The organism is Streptomyces sp. JJ66, assembly GCF_019303495.1.
Classification (GTDB): Bacteria; Actinomycetota; Actinomycetes; order Streptomycetales; family Streptomycetaceae; genus Streptomyces.
In genome coordinates this window covers 33,911-49,776 of sequence record NZ_JAEVFI010000034.1, presented here as the reverse complement: position 1 = coordinate 49,776, position 15,866 = coordinate 33,911, and the positions used below count along the sequence as shown (strand labels likewise).

Annotated in this window: 17 protein-coding genes; 9 read left to right on the top strand and 8 right to left on the bottom strand. The window is 73.0% G+C overall.

Going from position 1 to position 15,866, the window contains the following annotated elements:
* Nucleotides 1–492: 492 nt before the first annotated feature.
* The 4 genes from JJV70_RS20350 to JJV70_RS20335 all read right to left on the bottom strand — a co-directional run bounded on the left by JJV70_RS20350 (nucleotide 493) and on the right by JJV70_RS20335 (nucleotide 4,184).
* On the bottom strand, nucleotides 493–3,273 hold the full coding sequence (locus JJV70_RS20350) for a helix-turn-helix transcriptional regulator (RefSeq protein WP_219049478.1): 2,781 nt from the start codon (nucleotides 3,271–3,273) through the stop codon (nucleotides 493–495).
* Between the two features lie 187 nt (nucleotides 3,274–3,460).
* Nucleotides 3,461–3,703: a hypothetical protein gene (locus JJV70_RS20345; RefSeq protein ID WP_219049477.1), complete on the bottom strand. Its 243-nt coding sequence runs from the start codon at nucleotides 3,701–3,703 to the stop codon at nucleotides 3,461–3,463.
* Nucleotides 3,700–3,957 (bottom strand): hypothetical protein, encoded by a 258-nt coding sequence (locus JJV70_RS20340; protein ID WP_308294925.1) that lies wholly within the window; start codon nucleotides 3,955–3,957, stop codon nucleotides 3,700–3,702. Before JJV70_RS20340 ends, JJV70_RS20345 begins: the two co-directional genes overlap by 4 nt.
* A complete protein-coding gene (locus JJV70_RS20335; protein ID WP_219049476.1) occupies nucleotides 3,954–4,184 on the bottom strand; it encodes a hypothetical protein in 231 nt (76 codons plus the stop codon). Before JJV70_RS20335 ends, JJV70_RS20340 begins: the two co-directional genes overlap by 4 nt.
* A gap of 110 nt (nucleotides 4,185–4,294) precedes the next feature.
* Here JJV70_RS20335 and JJV70_RS20330 point away from each other — a divergent pair, with 110 nt between their 5' ends.
* From JJV70_RS20330 to JJV70_RS20315, 4 genes are all read left to right on the top strand, one after another.
* A complete protein-coding gene (locus JJV70_RS20330) occupies nucleotides 4,295–5,128 on the top strand; it encodes a helix-turn-helix transcriptional regulator (RefSeq protein WP_219049475.1) in 834 nt (277 codons plus the stop codon).
* Nucleotides 5,118–5,333 (top strand): DUF397 domain-containing protein, encoded by a 216-nt coding sequence (locus JJV70_RS20325; protein ID WP_219049474.1) that lies wholly within the window; start codon nucleotides 5,118–5,120, stop codon nucleotides 5,331–5,333. Before JJV70_RS20330 ends, JJV70_RS20325 begins: the two co-directional genes overlap by 11 nt.
* A 44-nt stretch (nucleotides 5,334–5,377) precedes the next feature.
* Nucleotides 5,378–5,773, top strand: coding sequence for a DUF397 domain-containing protein (locus JJV70_RS20320; RefSeq protein ID WP_219049473.1), 396 nt, complete (start codon nucleotides 5,378–5,380; stop codon nucleotides 5,771–5,773).
* 149 nt (nucleotides 5,774–5,922) lie between these two features.
* The gene (locus JJV70_RS20315; protein ID WP_219049472.1) at nucleotides 5,923–6,357 is read left to right on the top strand and encodes a hypothetical protein; all 435 of its coding nucleotides are present in this window, start codon (nucleotides 5,923–5,925) and stop codon (nucleotides 6,355–6,357) included.
* Here the strand turns inward: JJV70_RS20315 and JJV70_RS20310 are convergent.
* Both JJV70_RS20310 and JJV70_RS20305 read right to left on the bottom strand, forming a co-directional pair.
* Nucleotides 6,347–6,574 (bottom strand): DUF5133 domain-containing protein, encoded by a 228-nt coding sequence (locus JJV70_RS20310; protein ID WP_219049471.1) that lies wholly within the window; start codon nucleotides 6,572–6,574, stop codon nucleotides 6,347–6,349. The genes JJV70_RS20315 and JJV70_RS20310 overlap by 11 nt on opposite strands.
* A 140-nt stretch (nucleotides 6,575–6,714) precedes the next feature.
* Nucleotides 6,715–8,004, bottom strand: coding sequence for an RNA-guided endonuclease TnpB family protein (locus tag JJV70_RS20305; protein WP_308294924.1), 1,290 nt, complete (start codon nucleotides 8,002–8,004; stop codon nucleotides 6,715–6,717).
* Between the two features lie 181 nt (nucleotides 8,005–8,185).
* Between JJV70_RS20305 and JJV70_RS20300 the strand changes: the two genes are divergently transcribed.
* The gene (locus tag JJV70_RS20300) at nucleotides 8,186–8,767 is read left to right on the top strand and encodes a Uma2 family endonuclease (RefSeq protein WP_219049470.1); all 582 of its coding nucleotides are present in this window, start codon (nucleotides 8,186–8,188) and stop codon (nucleotides 8,765–8,767) included.
* Here JJV70_RS20300 and JJV70_RS20295 read toward each other — a convergent pair.
* A complete protein-coding gene (locus JJV70_RS20295) occupies nucleotides 8,742–9,203 on the bottom strand; it encodes a hypothetical protein (protein ID WP_219049469.1) in 462 nt (153 codons plus the stop codon). The genes JJV70_RS20300 and JJV70_RS20295 overlap by 26 nt on opposite strands.
* A gap of 251 nt (nucleotides 9,204–9,454) precedes the next feature.
* Between JJV70_RS20295 and JJV70_RS20290 the strand changes: the two genes are divergently transcribed.
* From JJV70_RS20290 to JJV70_RS20275, 4 genes are all read left to right on the top strand, one after another.
* Nucleotides 9,455–10,729 (top strand): aspartate kinase, encoded by a 1,275-nt coding sequence (locus tag JJV70_RS20290; RefSeq protein WP_219049468.1) that lies wholly within the window; start codon nucleotides 9,455–9,457, stop codon nucleotides 10,727–10,729.
* Between the two features lie 481 nt (nucleotides 10,730–11,210).
* Nucleotides 11,211–11,804, top strand: coding sequence for a SigE family RNA polymerase sigma factor (locus JJV70_RS20285; protein ID WP_219049482.1), 594 nt, complete (start codon nucleotides 11,211–11,213; stop codon nucleotides 11,802–11,804).
* On the top strand, nucleotides 11,801–13,003 hold the full coding sequence (locus tag JJV70_RS20280; protein WP_219049467.1) for a hypothetical protein: 1,203 nt from the start codon (nucleotides 11,801–11,803) through the stop codon (nucleotides 13,001–13,003). The genes JJV70_RS20285 and JJV70_RS20280 overlap by 4 nt, the downstream gene beginning before the upstream one ends.
* 147 nt (nucleotides 13,004–13,150) lie before the next feature.
* Complete coding sequence (locus tag JJV70_RS20275) at nucleotides 13,151–14,092, top strand: SURF1 family protein (protein ID WP_219049466.1); 942 nt, start codon at nucleotides 13,151–13,153, stop codon at nucleotides 14,090–14,092.
* Here the strand turns inward: JJV70_RS20275 and JJV70_RS20270 are convergent.
* Complete coding sequence (locus JJV70_RS20270; protein ID WP_257574276.1) at nucleotides 13,983–15,857, bottom strand: prolyl oligopeptidase family serine peptidase; 1,875 nt, start codon at nucleotides 15,855–15,857, stop codon at nucleotides 13,983–13,985. The genes JJV70_RS20275 and JJV70_RS20270 overlap by 110 nt on opposite strands.
* Nucleotides 15,858–15,866: the final 9 nt, after the last annotated feature.

The window sequence follows — 15,866 nt, the reverse complement described above, 5'->3', positions numbered from 1 at the left end:
GAGGGGGGTGAGGGGGGTGAGGGGGTGGGGGGTGGCCTGCGCGGCGCGTCGAGCAGCGGGGAGAGCCCCGGGCACGAATACGGTTGGATGCGCCGCACTCGTGCCCGGATGCCGGGACCGCACGGTGCCGGCGGTCGCCGCCTGTTCGGGCGGCTTGGCCGGCACGCGGCTCCCCCCGGATGCCCGTGCACGACACCGGCGGCCGAAGCGCGTCAGTGGCGAATCCCCCGCCTCAGGCGAACATTCGGCCAACCGGTGTCCAGAAACTTACGGCGGTCTTACCGAGCGGGCCTATCCGGATGCCCCCTCCTACGGATACGCAAATAACTCCGGCGAACCCCGCCCCTGGTCCAGGCCAGCCGCCTGCGTGGTGGTCTGCCCTGAACTGCGCCTCCGCGCCGCCCGCAGCGCCGCGCCCCGGCCGCCGAACGCTTGCGCCTGCTAGCTGCCCGGTAAACCTCTGCCCGCGAACGGACGCCCTCCCGGCCGCGTTCAGCCCTCCGCGCCCGGGGCGTGGGCCGCCCCGGAGAGTTCCTGGCGCGAGCCCGTGCCGAGTTTGCGCATCGCGCGGGCCACGTGCTGTTCCACCGTGCGCGGGGACAGGTGCAGGGTGCTGGCGATCTCCTTGTTCGTCAGCCCCGTGCCCGCCAGCTCCGCGACCTCCCGCTCGCGCGGGGAGAGCTGGTCGCCGTAGGACGGGCGTCCGGGCGGACGGCGTTCCTCGGCGGGCTGGTGCGCGCGCAGCACCGCGCGCGCCCGGGCGGCGTCCCACACCGCGCCCAGCTGCGTCAACTGCTGTGCGCACAAGGTGAGTTCGCTGACCGCCCGATCGGCCACCAGCCCCTCGGCGGGCGCGTGCTCCAGCACGCAGCGGGCCGCCGCCTCGGCCGTCAGCGCCCGCGCGTACGGACGCGGCAGCCGGGCGAACGCGCCGGACGCCGCCCGGTACAGCTCCACCGCCCGCTGCGGCTCGCCCTCCGCTTCGGCCAGCACCGCGCGCGCCCAGTCCAGCGCGGCGTGCGCGACCGGGGCGTCCCGCCCGGCCAGCCCGCCCGCGTAGGTGTCCACCAAGGCACGGGCGCCCGGCACGTCCCCGGCCGCGCCCAGGGCCTCCACCGCCCACGGGGCGAGGTCGGCGGCCCACACCCACACCCCCTTCGCGGCGATCTTGCTCCACGCCGCCCGGGCCGCGTCCGCCGCCCCGGCCACGTCCTGCCGCGCCAGCGCCATCCGGATCAGCGCGCCCGCACTGGCCGCCGCCAGGGGGGCGGCCGCGTGCTCGGCGGTCGGCGCGTCCTGGCCCGTGAGCCAGCCCGTGGCCCGGCCCCACTCGCCCTGCGCGACGCTCAGCAGGCCGATCACCATGCGGGCGTCGGCGGCGATGACCGGCATGTCGGAGGTAGCCGTCACGAACGCCTCGCACCGCGCCGCCAGCCCCGCCCAGCGGCCACAGTGCCACTCCAGCAGCAGCCGCCCACCCAGCCCGGTCTGCTCGGTGTAGGGGGCACCGCTCTTCTTGCTCAGGGCGAGCCCGTCGGTCAGCAGCGCCTCGGCCCGGTCGTAGTAGCCGAGCCACACCGCCGCGTCGGCGGCGTTGCACAGGCCGCGCGCGGCGTGCTGCCGCACCCGGCGGTCGGCGTGGTCGGTCGGCAGCCCGTCCAGCAGCTCCCACCCCTTCGGGTCACCGTAACTAAGCGCCAGGCTCGCCCGGTTGACGTGCACGGCGGTACGCACCAGGTCCTCACCGCTGTCGGCGGCGGCCTCCTCGGCACCGGCCAGCCACTCCAGGTGGGTGGCCAGCGCGGCGTCGGCCCAGTACGGCATGGCGAGCGCCGACATGGCCCGGGCCGCCAGATCCGGTCGGCCGGTGCGCAGTTCGGCCGCAGCCCGCTCCAGCTCCGCCCAGCCCTGCGGGCCGTGCCCCACCTGGTTGCACAGCAACAGGCCCAGGTCCAGGCGCAGTTCACCCCGGACGGCGGCGGGCAGCGCCTCGTCCTCCACCACCTGACGGAGCACCTCCACCGTCTGGTCCGAGCGCAGGCCGACCACCGCGCTGCGCGCCAGGACCGGCGCCAGCCGGGCCCGGGCCGTCGGCGGCACGGCGGGCGAGGCCAGGGTGCGCTCCAGCAGGCCGATCGCATCCTGGTGCCGTCCGGCGTCGGCGGCCTGCCGCGCGGCCTGCTCCACCGCGCGCAGCCACGGCCGCACCCGCCCACTGGCCCGCCGGTGCTGCGCCAGCGCGAACCACGGCACCGGCTGCCGCTGCGCCAGGACGTCGGCGGCACGCCCGTGCAGCTCCTCGCGGACGGGCCCGGGCAGCGCCTCGTGCACCGCGCGCGCCGCCAGCGGCACCGCGAACGCGTACCGCCCACTGCCGCCACACCCGCCGTACCCGCACGCCATACCGCCGGACACGCCCGGTTCCGGCGCCTCCGCCAGCGCCGCCCCGGCCAGCGCCGCGACGAGCGCCGCCCGCCCCCGCTCCGGGGACAGCCCGGCGACGGCGGCCAGCTCCGCCCCGGTCGCCGGTTCGCCCAGCACAGCTGCCGCCCACACCACCGGGCGGTGCTCCGGCGCCAGGGCGGCGGTGCGCCCGAGCGCCTGTTCTGCGAGCCGCACCGGCACCCCGGCGGCGTCCACGTCGGCCGGGGTGCAGCGCGGCGGCGCGGTATCGCGGAGCACGGCGAGCAGGTCCAGCACCACGGCGGCCACCCCGCCGGAGCACGCGTGCAGCCGGGCGACGGCCTCCGCGGTGCACGCGCCCGCGCCCAGCACCCCGGCGGCGGCCTGGCGCACCTGCCCCGGCGTCCACGGCTCGACGCGGTGCCGCAGCACGGTGAGCGCGGGCGGGTAGCCCACGGGGGCGCCGAGCGGCAGGCCGGGCGCGGCCAGCTCCTCGGGCCGGTAGGTGACGAGGGCCGCGAGCCCGCCGTGCGGACGCTCCAGCAGCTCGCGCAGCCGCGCCAGCTCGTCCGGCCCGGCCCGGTGCGCGTCCTCCACCACGAGCAGCCTCGGCGCGTCACCCTCGGGCGGCTCGGGGGGCGCCTCGCCGTCCCCGGCGGGCTGGCCGCACGTCCAGCGCACCCGGGCCGCCGCCCGCCGCGCCTCCGGCAGCTCCAGCAGGCGGCGCGCCAGGTGGCTCTTGCCGGTTCCGGCCGCCCCCGCGACGAGGACCAGCACCGGTTCCCCGGCCTGCGGCGTCAGCGCCCGCCGCAGCCGCCCCACCCAGCAGGGCTCAGCTATCGGGACTGCCCCGCTCCCCGCCGCGTCCATCAGGGGGTGCCGCTTTCCTTGCGTATCCGTATTCCGGCTGCCACGCACGTCATCCTGCACAGTGGCGGCCCCCATGTCACGCTGCGGCCGGAAGGAGGCCGGTGGGGCGCTGCCCCCAAGGCCCGCGATGAGGGAGCCGACACCTGTGCCCCGCCCCCGTGCGCGGCGGCCCGGGTTCGGCGCGCGGTCACCCCGGCTCCGCGCGCCAGGCCCGCCACGGCCGGGTGATCAGCTCCCGGTAGGTGTGGTGGCTCGGATTGCGGCCCGCGTGGGTGAACGTCCACCGCTGTGCGTCCGCGAAGTCCACACTTGGCGCCGACCGTTTCTCGCACACCGCGCACTCCATCGCGAACGTCACCGGCTCCGCGTCCGGCTCCCGGTCCGGCGTCAGCGTCCACCGCGCGAAGCGCAACACCGCCCGTACGCTCACGACGGCAGCCTCCCTTCCCGGTTGATCTCCGTCACCCGGGCACGCAACTGGTCCAGCACCCCGGCCGCGCGCACCTCCTCCGGCGGACAGTCCCACTCCCGCCCGCCGCCCGGTGGCCGCAACTGCACCCGCCCGCCGACATGGCCCATCACCTGCCCCACCCGATCCGTGCGCTCGTCCACCGCGTACATGCCCACCTGCGGCGACTCCGCGTCCGGGCGCCCCGGCTCCGGGGGCTGTGGCGTCGCGTTCACCGGGCGGCTCCCGCACGCAGCGCCGCCGCCAGCCGGGCCGCCGTCTCCTGGTTGCAGCAACCGAGGTCCACCAGCGGCCACGGCTCCTCCCGGGCACACGACACCGGGTCGAGCCGCAGCGACGGCAGGGTGACTCCGGCCGCCCGCAACGCCCCGCGCAACTCCTCCGCGACGTCCTCCGCCGCCCGGATGCGCTCGGCCGCCGCCGTCTTCCTGAACGCTGTCATGAAACCGCCTTCCACGCTGAGTTTTCTTTTCCCTACCCAGCGTGGCCATTCCGCGTTAGGCTTAACAGGCGAAAAGTCCAACAACGCACCCTGCTCAACGAGGAGTTGCCGTGCCCGGACCGAAGATGCTCGACCCATCCTCCTCACCCCGCGCCATGCTCGGCGCCGAACTCCGCCACAAGCGTGAGGCAGCGGGCCTGTCCCAGGAAGAACTCGGCGCCCTGGTCTTCACCAGCGGCTCGTTCATCGGCCAGCTGGAGTCAGGCACCCGCCGCATGCTCCCCGACTTCGCCCGCCGCTTCGACGAGATCCTGGGGACGGACGGCTACTTCCTCCGCAACTGCGAGGCCGCCAACAAGTCCCGCTACCCAGACCACTTCGCCGAGGCAGCGGAGGCGGAAGCGGTGGCGCAAACGATCCGTGAGTACGCGCCACTCCTGATCCCCGGTCTGCTCCAGACGGAGGCGTACGCCCGATCGGTATGCCGTGAGTACGAACCGACGGCACCGGACGAGCTGATCGAAGAGCGCGTGGCCGGTCGGCTGGAGCGAGCACGCATCCTCAGCGACCCAACAACCCCGTTGTTCTGGGGCATCCTCGACGAGGCTGTCCTTCGTCGAGCAGTCGGGGGGCGTGCAGTCATGGGGGAGGCCCTGAGGCACATTGCGGTTCTCACCCGCAGCCACCGCATCATCGTCCAAGTGCTCCCATTCTCGGCGGGCGGGCACCCGGCGCTCGGTGGAGGGCTCAAGCTGATGGCCTTCCCAGACGCCCCGCCTCTGGCATACCTGGAAGGTCTGGGAACAGGACAACTGCTGGACGATCCAGCCCAGGTCGAGCGCTACACCATGGCCTACGATCTCGTTGGGGCAGCGGCGCTCTCGCCGAAACTGTCCTTGGCCATGATCGAGTCGGCGGCGAAGGATTACACGGATGAAGAGTAAGCAGGACCTCCACTCTGCTGAATGGCGCAAGTCCTCCTACAGCGACGGCAGCGGCGGGAACTGCGTCGAGATGGCCGACAACCTCCCCGGGGTCGTGCCCGTCCGGGACTCCAAGGTGTCCAGCGGCCCCGCGCTCGTCTTCGGTGTCACGGGCTGGACGACGTTCGTCACCGCAGTGAAGCAGGACGCGTTCCGGCCGTTCTGACGGACCACCGCATCCGGGCATGACCCCAGGGGAATCCTGGGGTCATGCGCATGTATGACCAACACAGCGAACTCCACTGGCACACGTCCTCCTACAGCGGCGGCAGCGGCGGCAACTGCGTAGAAGTCGCGGACGGCGCCCCCGGCTTCGTCCCGGTCCGGGATTCGAAGGCCCCCACCGGCCCCGTGCTCACCTTCCCGGCCGCAGGCTGGACGGCGTTCGTCACCGCGTTGCAGCCCGCCACCGCACCCCGCTGGCGCAAGTCCTCCCACAGCGGCGGCAGCGGCGGCGACTGCGTCGAGGTGGCCGACAACCTGCCCGGGATCGTCCCCGTCCGGGACTCCAAGGCGTCCCACAGACCGGCCCTGCGCTTCCCCGGGCCGAGTTGGGCGTCCTTCATCTCCGCCGTCAGGACAAAAACCATCACACACCCGCACTGACCGATCAGGCCCGGGCGTGCTCCCACCGGTCACATCCGGTTGCCGGGGTTCGGCAACCGGATGTGGTGGGGAACCGCCGGGCGTGGGCATGGTGCGTGGGCGGCGCGTAGGGGAGGGTCGGAGCACTCAGGGGAAGGGGGGCTCCGGCCATGAAGACGACGATGACCACCAGACGCAGCACATCCACCGGAACCACCGACGTCACGGCGGCCACGGCTGCGGAGACGCCGCAGCTGCGGGCGGCGGGGGTGACCGTCCGGTGCGGTGAGGACGGCATCGTGTGGGAGGACCGCACGACGGTCACGCGCATCCCGTACGAGGCGGTGCTGAGCGTCAGCGCCACCTCGCCGAACGTCCGCTACGTGCGGCTGCGGCTCGGCCTGCTGGACACCGGTACCGGCCACCCGGAGTGGTACGAGCTGGTCTGCTTGCGCCGCGCCGGGGAGCCGTTCGCCGCCGCCGTGCACCGGCGCGTGACCGGCGCTGGACACGGCCGCAGGGTGGGGCCGTGCCGCCGTCCGGTCACCGTCGAGCGGCGCGCGGGCCGCTTCTCGCTGCTCGCGCGGTATGGGTTCACGCGGTGAGCAGCGAGTCGTCCTCCACCCGGGCGCCGGGCAGCTGGTGCCGGGCGGCGACGAGCGCGCTGTCCACGTCACGCGTGCCCGTGGAGACGCACAGCGTGTAGGCGAGGTCCGTCATGCGCTGGCGCACCTCGGGGCCACCCTCTTCCGCGTGCAGCGCGGCCAGGGTCTCGTACTCCTCGACCAGCTTGCGCAGGACCACGGGGTGAGCCATCAGCACGGCGGTTCTCCTTCACACGGAGGTGGGCTTTTCGCCGACCGGCTACCCGGCCCCGCGCCCGGTATGCCCGCCACCGCTCATCTGTTCCAAAGATCGTTTCTTCTGCCCCCGCAGTGACCCCCCGAAGGGTGATGCTGTCATCAGCGGCCCTGGGTACGCTCGTCAGACAGGCGATGATCGCGGCGGCGGCGGCCATGGGAGCAGTGTTGACTTCTTCCCTCGCTAGAGGCGGAGGTTCCAGCGGTCGCCCGCTGGGTTTCCTGCTTCACCGACGACTGCCCCGTCCGGGAGGACTCCCATTGAGGTCTTACACCGTCTCCACAGGCAGACGCCGCCAGCCCGGCGGCCAGAATGTTGCGTGCCGCGTTCACGTCGCGGTCGTGCACGGCGCCGCAGCCGCATCTCCACGCGCGAACGTTCAGCGGCAGCTTCGCCGCGACCGTGCCACAGGCCCCGCACAGCTTGCTGGAGGGGAACCAGCGGTCAATCACGACGAGTTCGCGCCCGTACCAGGCGCACTTGTACTCCAGCATGGAGCGCAGTTCCGTCCACGAGGCATCGGAGATCGCCCGCGCCAGCGAGCGGTTCTTCAGCAGGTTGCGGACGGTAAGGTCCTCGATCACGACCGTTTGGTTCTCACGGACGAGCCGAGTCGACAGCTTGTGCAGGAAGTCCCGGCGCCGGTCGGCGATCCGAGCGTGCACGCGGGCGACCTTTACGCGGGCCTTAGCCCGGTTATAGGAGCCCTTGGCCTTGCGGGACAGCTCCCGCTGTGCACGGGCCAGTCGGGCGCGGTCACGGTGCTCGTTCCGGGGGTTGGTGATCTTCTCCCCGGTCGAGAGGGTCACCAGAGAGATAATCCCAGCGTCGATCCCGACCGCGTTCGTGGTGGCGGGGGCCGGGCTGACGGTGTCCTCGCACAGCATCGAGATGGACCAGCGCCCGGCGCTGTCGCGGGAGACCGTCACCGTCGTCGGCTCCGCTTCCTTGGGGAGGGGCCGCGACCAGCGGATATTCAGTGGCCCGACCATCTTGGCCAGTGTCAGCTTGCCATCGCGCCAGGTGAAGGCGCTGCGGGTGTATTCGGCCGCCGCACGGGACTTCTTGCGCGACTTGTAGCGCGGATATTTCGCGCGCTGGGCGAAGAAGTTCCCGAACGCTGTATGAAGATGCCGCAGTGCCTGTTGAAGCGGGACAGCGGATACCTCGGCCAGAAAGGCCAGTTCCTCCGTCTTTTTCCACTGGGTCAGCGCGGCGGAGGACTGCACGTAGGAGATACGGCGCTGTTCGCCGTACCAGGCCCGGGTACGCTCCTCCAGCGCCATGTTGTACACCAGACGGACACAGCCGAACGTGCGCGACAGCTCAGCCGCCTGCTCGTCCGTGGGGTAGAAGCGGTACTTGAACGCCCGCTTAACCTGCTGTGTCACAGCTCACATGCTATCAATTCCTGGGTGAGTGACGGGAGTCGGCCGGTGGCCGCAGACGCCCAACCGCTCTGGAGGCGATACCTCTCCCCTGCCCTGCTCTACATGAGCTTCGTATCTCCCCGCAAGCAGGAGGTACCCCATACTCCGACTCGGAGGCCGGGGTAGCCACGAAGGGACCTTGATGGGCACCGAACCCGAGTACCGCTGGCCCAGGCCGCCACAGGGTGGCTACACCGCCGAGGACCTGGACCGCCTTCCGGATCTGCCCCCGCACACGGAGCTGATCGACGGGAGCCTGTCCGTAGTGAGTCCGCAGACCGCATTCCGTGAGCGCGTCCTGTTGCTATTGCAGTCCACGCTGTTGCAGGCGTTGCCGAGCGAGTTCGACGTCTACCGCGAGATGACGGTCACGCTGTCGCAGCGTTCGCGGCCGGAGCCCGATCTCGTCGTGGTGCGTGCGGAGGCGTTGCGGAATCTGCGGCAGACCACCTTCGCGCCGGAGGACGTGGTGCTCGCCGTCGAGGTGGTCTCCCCGGACTCCGAGACGCGGGACCGGCGCGTCAAGCCCGCCAAGTACGCGGCGGCGGGCATTCCGCACTTCTGGCGGGTGGAGAACGTGGACGACCGCCCCGTCGTCTACGTCCACGAGCTGGACCCCGCCCCGCGCACGTACGCGCTCACCGGCATCCACCACGACGAGCTGAAGCTCACCGTGCCGTTCACCGTGCAGATCGACCTCACCGCGATCGACCGGCGGCGCTGACCCCCGGCCGCCCGGCCAGCCGGGTGAGGACGCGGGCGCGCAGCACGTCGTACGTCTCGGCGCGGCGGAACGGGTGCGCGGTGGGCCGGGGGACGGGCTCGCCCCCGGTCACGCGCTCGCCGTGCTGGAACTGCTCCCGGGTGAGGTCCAGCTCCAGCCCGCCCGGGAGGCGGTTCCACCAGTGATAGCCCTCCTGCCTGCCGCTAGCCCCGTACACCTCGCCGCGCATCAGCTCGCCGCCGAGGAAGTCGTGCGCGACGAGCGCGGTGATGTCGCAGTGGCCCCAGGCCGGGTTGTCCGGTGTCCAGGGGATGCGGGTGAGGTCGGACGGTTCGCTGGTGTCCTCGGCCCAGCTCGCCCGGATGGCGGCTTCCAGTGTGCTCAGCGTCAGGGGTGTCGCGGTGAGTGGTGCGGTGGGCGGGGTGGTGTGCGGCATGGGGTGCAGGCTCGCACCCGGCGCTGACAGCCCGGGCCGGGCGGGGCCGGATCTTTGCCCGGCCGGGGGGCGTGTGAGGTGCCGCACGTTCCCGTGTGGGACGGCGTGAACGGGGCAGGGGTGCACGCTGGGCGGGTGCCGCCGCGTCTCAGGATGCGGCTCCGGGAGGCCGGAGCGGCCCCGCTCGATAAAATGAGCCGACCAGGGCCCCGGCGAACGGGTCCGGTGAGACTGAGAAACGAGGAGCGCACGTGAGCCTAGTCGTGCAGAAGTACGGCGGCTCCTCCGTTGCCGACGCAGAGGGCATCAAGCGCGTCGCCAAGCGGATCGTCGAGGCGAAGCAGCGCGGCCATCAGGTGGTCGTGGTGGTCTCGGCGATGGGCGACACGACGGATGAGTTGATCGATCTCGCCAGCGAGGTGTCCCCCGTCACCTCGGGGCGTGAGTACGACATGCTGCTGACCGCCGGAGAGCGCATCTCCATGGCCCTGCTGGCCATGGCGATCAAGTCCCTCGGTCACGAAGCCCAGTCCTTCACCGGGAGCCAGGCCGGGTTGATCACCGACTCGGTGCACAACAAGGCGAAGATCATCGACGTCACGCCGGGGCGTATCCAGGCCGCGCTGGACGAGGGCAACATCGCCATCGTCGCCGGTTTCCAGGGCGTCTCACAGGACAGCAAGGACATCACCACGCTGGGGCGTGGCGGGTCCGACACCACCGCGGTGGCGCTGGCCGCCGCGCTCGGTGCCGAGGTCTGCGAGATCTACACCGACGTGGACGGCGTCTTCACGGCCGACCCGCGCGTGGTGAAGAAGGCCCGGAAGATCGACTGGATCTCCTTCGGGGACATGCTGGAGCTGGCCAGCTCCGGTTCCAAGGTGCTGCTGCACCGGTGCGTGGAGTACGCACGCCGTTACAACATCCCGATCCACGTCCGCTCGTCGTTCTCCGGCCTGCCCGGTACGTGGGTCAGCAACGAACCGCGAACAGGGGACGATCCGATGGAGCAGGCGCTCATCTCGGGCGTGGCGCACGACACCTCCGAGGCCAAGGTCACGATCGTCGGCGTCCCGGACAAGCCCGGTGAGGCCGCGGCCATCTTCCGCGCCGTCGCCGACGCCGAGCTGAACATCGACATGGTGGTGCAGAACGTCTCCGCCGCGACGACGGGGCTGACCGACATCTCCTTCACGCTGCCCAAGACGGACGGCAAGCGGGCGATCGAGGCGCTGGAGAAGCGTAAGGAGACGATCGGCTTCGACTCGCTGCGCTATGACGACCAGATCGCCAAGATCTCGCTCGTCGGCGCCGGGATGAAGACGAACCCGGGTGTGACGGCGACGTTCTTCGAGGCGCTGTCCAACGCGGGCGTGAACATCGAGTTGATCTCCACCTCGGAGATCCGTATCTCGGTCGTCACCCGCGCGGACGACGTGAACGAGGCGGTGCGCGTCGTGCACACCGCGTTCGGCCTGGACAGCGACTCGGACGAGGCCGTCGTCTACGGCGGCACCGGCCGCTGACGCACCGCGCGCCGGTCCCGGGCCGCTGACGCACAGCACAGCACAGCACAGCGTCGCGCCGGGCGCGCTTCCCAGCCCGTTCCGGGGACGAACCCGGGACGGGCTGTCGCGTGTCAGGGCTGATGGGGTTGCCCGGTCTCGTGCCGGTGCGCGATAGGTGTGGGATGCACCGAAGGTGCCGGGATGCGCCCGCCCTGTGCTCCAGATGTGATCAATTTGTGGTGGCCCTGGCTTGATCTAGACCATCCCGGGGTCGAAGAATTGCCGGTGCCCCGCAACCGGGGGGCGGCTGGAGGCGTCTACCGCACCACTAACCGTGGCGGCGGACGCTGACGGGGGAGAGCAAGGAGAAGGCGGTACGCATGGGGGCGTTCGGCGCCTCGTCAGAAACGAGGCCGAGAGCGTACAACCCTGACGGGGGGCAAGGTGTCCAACAGGCGTGGCAGAGGTTTTCGCAACGACAGGCCCCGCACGCGCGGGGATGGGCCTTCCGGTGACCGCGCCCTGGCCCGTGGCCTCGCGGCGGAGCGCGCCGGTGCCGGTCCAGCGGCACACCGCAGACGCTGACGGCGTGCCTGTCGTGGGAACCTCCGTCGATCACCTCACCGAGACCTACCGCACGCACTACCGTTCGCTGCTCGGTCTCGCCGCCCTGCTCCTGGACGACACCGCCTCCTGCGAGGACGTCGTGCAGGAGGCGTTCATCCGCGTCCACTCCGCGCGCAAGCGGGTCAAGGACCCGGACAAGACGCTCGCCTACCTGCGCCAGACCGTCGTCAACCTCTCCCGCTCCACTCTGCGCCGCCGCATCCTCGGCCTGAAACTGCTGGCCAAGCCGATGCCGGACATGGCGAGCGCGGAAGAGGGCGCGTACGAGGCGCTGGAGCGCGACGAGTTGAAGCGGGCCATGCGCGGCCTCCAGCGGCGTCAGCGCGAGGTGCTGGTCCTGCGATACTTCGCGGACATGACCGAGGAGCAGGTCGCCCAGACGCTGGGCATATCGCGCGGCTCGGTCAAGGCATACGGATCGCGCGGCATCGCCGCACTGCGCGTGGCGATGGAGAAGGCCGCATGACGACGGAGCGAGGCCAGGACGCCGCGATGGGCGGTTCGGGTGCCCCCCGCCCCCCACAGGACCACCCGGCGACGCCCGCCGAGGAGGACGCGCTGCGCCGCCTGCTGCACGACGCGGTGCGCGATATCGAGCCGTCCCCGCACTCCCTGGACCACCTGCGTCGCGCCGTGCCCGCCCGCCGGGCCCGCAGGCGGCACGTCACGGTGGGCCTGGTCGCCGCCGTGCTGGTCGGCGCCGTCACCGTGCCCGCGATGACCACCGGCGTCGTGCCCAACCCGCTCGGCGGTGATGAGCGAGCCCGCACCGCGCAGGGCGGCCCCGGCGGTCCCGGCGAGCCCTACGGCGGCCGGGAGCAGGCTGGGCAGGACGGTGGCGGGGCGGACGGCGGCGGGAAGGGTCCGCAGGACGGCGAGCGCCCGGGCGAGAAGCCGGCCGAGCCCGCGCCGGGCGCCTCCCCGGCACCGGATGACAGCGCGGGGCTGGGCGCGTCCTCGCCCCTGTGCCTGCGGGACCAGCTGGGCGACGCCACGGCCCGGGTCGGTGAGCCGGACGCGAACGGCGCGCGGTACGGCTCGTTCTCCTTCACCAACCTCTCCGGTGACAGCTGCCGCGTCACCGAGGACACCGACCAGCTGTCCGCCACCGGGCAGGGCGCGAGCGCCGTCACCGTGCTCGACCACACCGAGGGCGGCCGGGCGACCGGGCTGCCCAGCCCGGCCAGCGCTCCACACGAGCTGATCTTGCGTCCCGGCGAGTCCTTCCAGGTGCGGTTCGCCTGGCTGCCGGACACCGCGCGCGGCGCGGACGGCTGCGTCGCGCCCGACCCGAGCCCGGCGCCGGAGCCCGAGCCGTCCGAGCCTGGCGCGACCCCGGGCGGGGGCGGCGGCAGCGGTGGTGCCGGGGGCGAGGGCGGCCAGGAGAAGACCACCGAGCCGGAGCCCTCGGCCGGTGACGAGAGCGGCACCACGAGTTCCGACGACGGTTCCGCCCCGGCGGCGCGGCAGGAGCCGGGCCTGAGCACCCAGACGCACGGCGGCACCGGCAGCAGCGGGCAGGGCGACTCCGGGCCGGGCGGCACGGCCAGCGCCGTCGTGCTGCGGTACACGCCCGCCGCGGGTGAGCCGCAGGCTCCGGCGGCACACCTCACCAACGTCTGCGCCGGAACGGTGTACCGCACGGGCGTCCTGCCGGGGGCGTAGCCCCGGTGGCCACGTGCCGTGGTCCCACGCTGTAGCTCCCCACCCACGTCGGCCGGGCGCCGGTGCCGCACGTCTGGGGGTGGGGACGCGGGCGCGCACGGGAGCCCGCGTCCCGGGTGCCGGATTCGCCCCAGTACCGTGGTGGGCGTGTACCGGTTCCTGCTGACCCCCCGGTGGTGGGCGCTCAACGTCTTCCTCGCCCTCGCGGTGCCGTTCTGCCTGGTCATGGGCAGCTGGCAGCTCAGCCGCTTCGAGGCCCGCGTGGAGTCACATCAGGAGGGCGAGGCGCGCGCCGGGCAGGTGTCCGGTCAGGAGGCGGAGCCGCTGGCCTCGCTGCTGCCGGTGACCCAGGAGACCTCCGGCCGCCTGGCCGAGGTGCACGGCCGCTACGACCCGCAGGCCGAGTTCCTCGTCCCGGACCGCCGCCTGGACGACGCGACCGGCTTCTACGTCCTCACCCTGCTGCGCCCCACCGAGCCCGGGGCGTCCGGCGAGCCCGGTGCCGCTGCGGACCCCGGCGCGTCCGGGGCGTCCGGCGAGCCCGGGGCGTCCGGCGAGCCCGGGGCGTCCGCCGAGTCCGCCGTGCCCGTGGTGCGCGGGTGGCTGCCGGGCGAGCCGGATGCCGGGAAGGTGCCGCCCGCGCCGGACGGCGAGGTGCGCGTCACCGGTGCGCTCCAGGCGTCCGAGAGCGGCGGCGCCTCCGGGCTGCCCGCCGGTCAGCTCGGCACGATCAGCGCCGCCGCCCTCGTCAACCGGGTGTCCTACCCGGTGCACGACGCGTGGCTCACCGTGCAGGACCCGCCCGGCGGGCTGCGCGCCGTCCCGCCCACCGCCCCGAAGGGCAGCGGGCTGGACATGAAGGCGTTCCAGAACCTCGGCTACACCGCCGAGTGGTTCGTCTTCGCGGGCTTCGTGGTGTTCATGTGGTTCCGCTTCTTCCGCCGCGAGGTGGAGGTCGCCCGGGACGCGGAGCTGGGCCTCACCCCGCCGGAGCCGGGCCTTGCGACTCCGGAAGCCGGGGCAGGTGCTCCGGCACCGGCATCCCCAGACGCTCCAGCGCGAACCGCAGCTCCAGCCCCACCTGCCTGACCCGCTCGGCCACGACCAGCGAGCCGTGCCCGGCGTCGTAGCGGTACACCACGTGCGGATGCGCGCGGGCGGCGAGCCGTTCGACGTAGTGGTCGATCTGGCGGATCGGGCAGCGCGGATCGTTGACCCCGGCCGCGAGGTAGACCGGGGCGCGCACCTGGTCCACGTACGTCAGCGGTGACGACGCGGCGTACCGCTCCGGCACCTCCTCGGGCGTGCCGCCCAGCAGCGTGCGGTCCATCGCCTTCAGCGCGTCCATCTCGTCGTGGTAGGCGGTCACGTAGTCCGCGACGGGCACGGCGGCCAGGCCCACCGCCCACGCCTGCGGCTGCGTGCCCAGGCCCAGCAGGGTGAGGTAGCCGCCCCAGGACGCGCCCGCCAGCACCAGCCGCTCCGGGTCCGCGAGGCCCGAGTCCACCGCCCACCGGCGCACGGCGGCGATGTCCTCCAGCTCGATCAGGCCGACGCGGTGCTTGAGCGCGTCCGTCCACGCGCGCCCGTAGCCGGTCGAACCACGGTAGTTGACGCGGACGACGGCGAACCCGTGGTCCAGCCAGGCGGCGGGCTGCGCGGCGAAGGCGTCGCTGTCGTGCCAGGTGGGGCCGCCGTGGATGTCGAACACCGTGGGCAGCGGACCGCCCGCGTGCCCGGCCGGACGCTGTACCAGCGCGTGAATCCGGCCGCCGGGGCCGTCCACCCACACGTCCTCCACCGGCTGCGAGCCCGGCGCCGTAAGGCCCGGCGGGTCCAGCACCACCGCGCCCGTCGTCGAGCGCACCGCGGGCGGCTCGGCGGCCGACGACCACAGGAACTCCACCGAGCCGTCCGGACGCGCCGTGGCCCCCGACACCGAACCCGGCGGCGTCTCCACCCGCGTCAGCTCGCCGCTGGCCAGCTCGTAGCGCCACAGCTCGCTGCGCGCCTGGTAGCTGTGCACGACGAGCAGCGCGCTGCCGTCCGGGTACCACTCGGCGCCGACGTCACCGGGCAGGTCGATCGCCAGCTCGCGGGTGCCGCCCGTCGCCGGGTCCCACACCATCGGCTCCCAGCGCCCGCGCCGCTGGTGCCCGACCAGGAGGCGGGTGTCGCCGCTGGCCGGGGCGAAGCCCATCACGAACAGGCCCAGCTCCCGGGTGCCGCCCTCGGTGTCGTCCAGCTCCGCGACGGCCGACCCGTCCGCCGTGCGCACCACCCGGATGGCCGAGTGCATCGCATCGCCGTGCTCGGTGTGCTCGACGGCGACGAGGGTCCCGTCGTGGCTCAGGTCACCCACCCCTGCCGACTCGCGGTGCCGGTAGATCTCCACCGCCTCACCCGCCCCCGGGCGCGCGACGTGGATCGTCGTACCCTCCGCGTCCGTCGAGCGCCCCACGACGGCGGTGCCGTCCCGGCCGAGGGCGAGCCCGGCCGAGTACGCCGCCGCCAGCCCCGGCACGGCCAGCTCGTCGCCCTCACCCGGCTTGCCGTCCGCGCCGCCCGCGAACGGCTGCCGCCGCCAGACGCCGAACTCGTCGCCGTCGGTGTCGTCGAACCACCAGATCCACGTCCCGTCCGGGGTGAGTGTCCCGTCCGTCGTCCCGTTGGGCCGGTCCGTCACCTGCCGCTGCTCACCGGTGCCCCGGTCCCACGCGTACAGCTCGTACGTGCCCGTCGCGTTGGAGACGAACAGCGATCGGTCCGGGGCGTCCTCCGCCCACTCGGGCAGCGAAACACGCGGCGCCCGGAACCGCTTCTCCCACTCGGGCATGGCTTCTGCGTCACTCATGCCCCCATC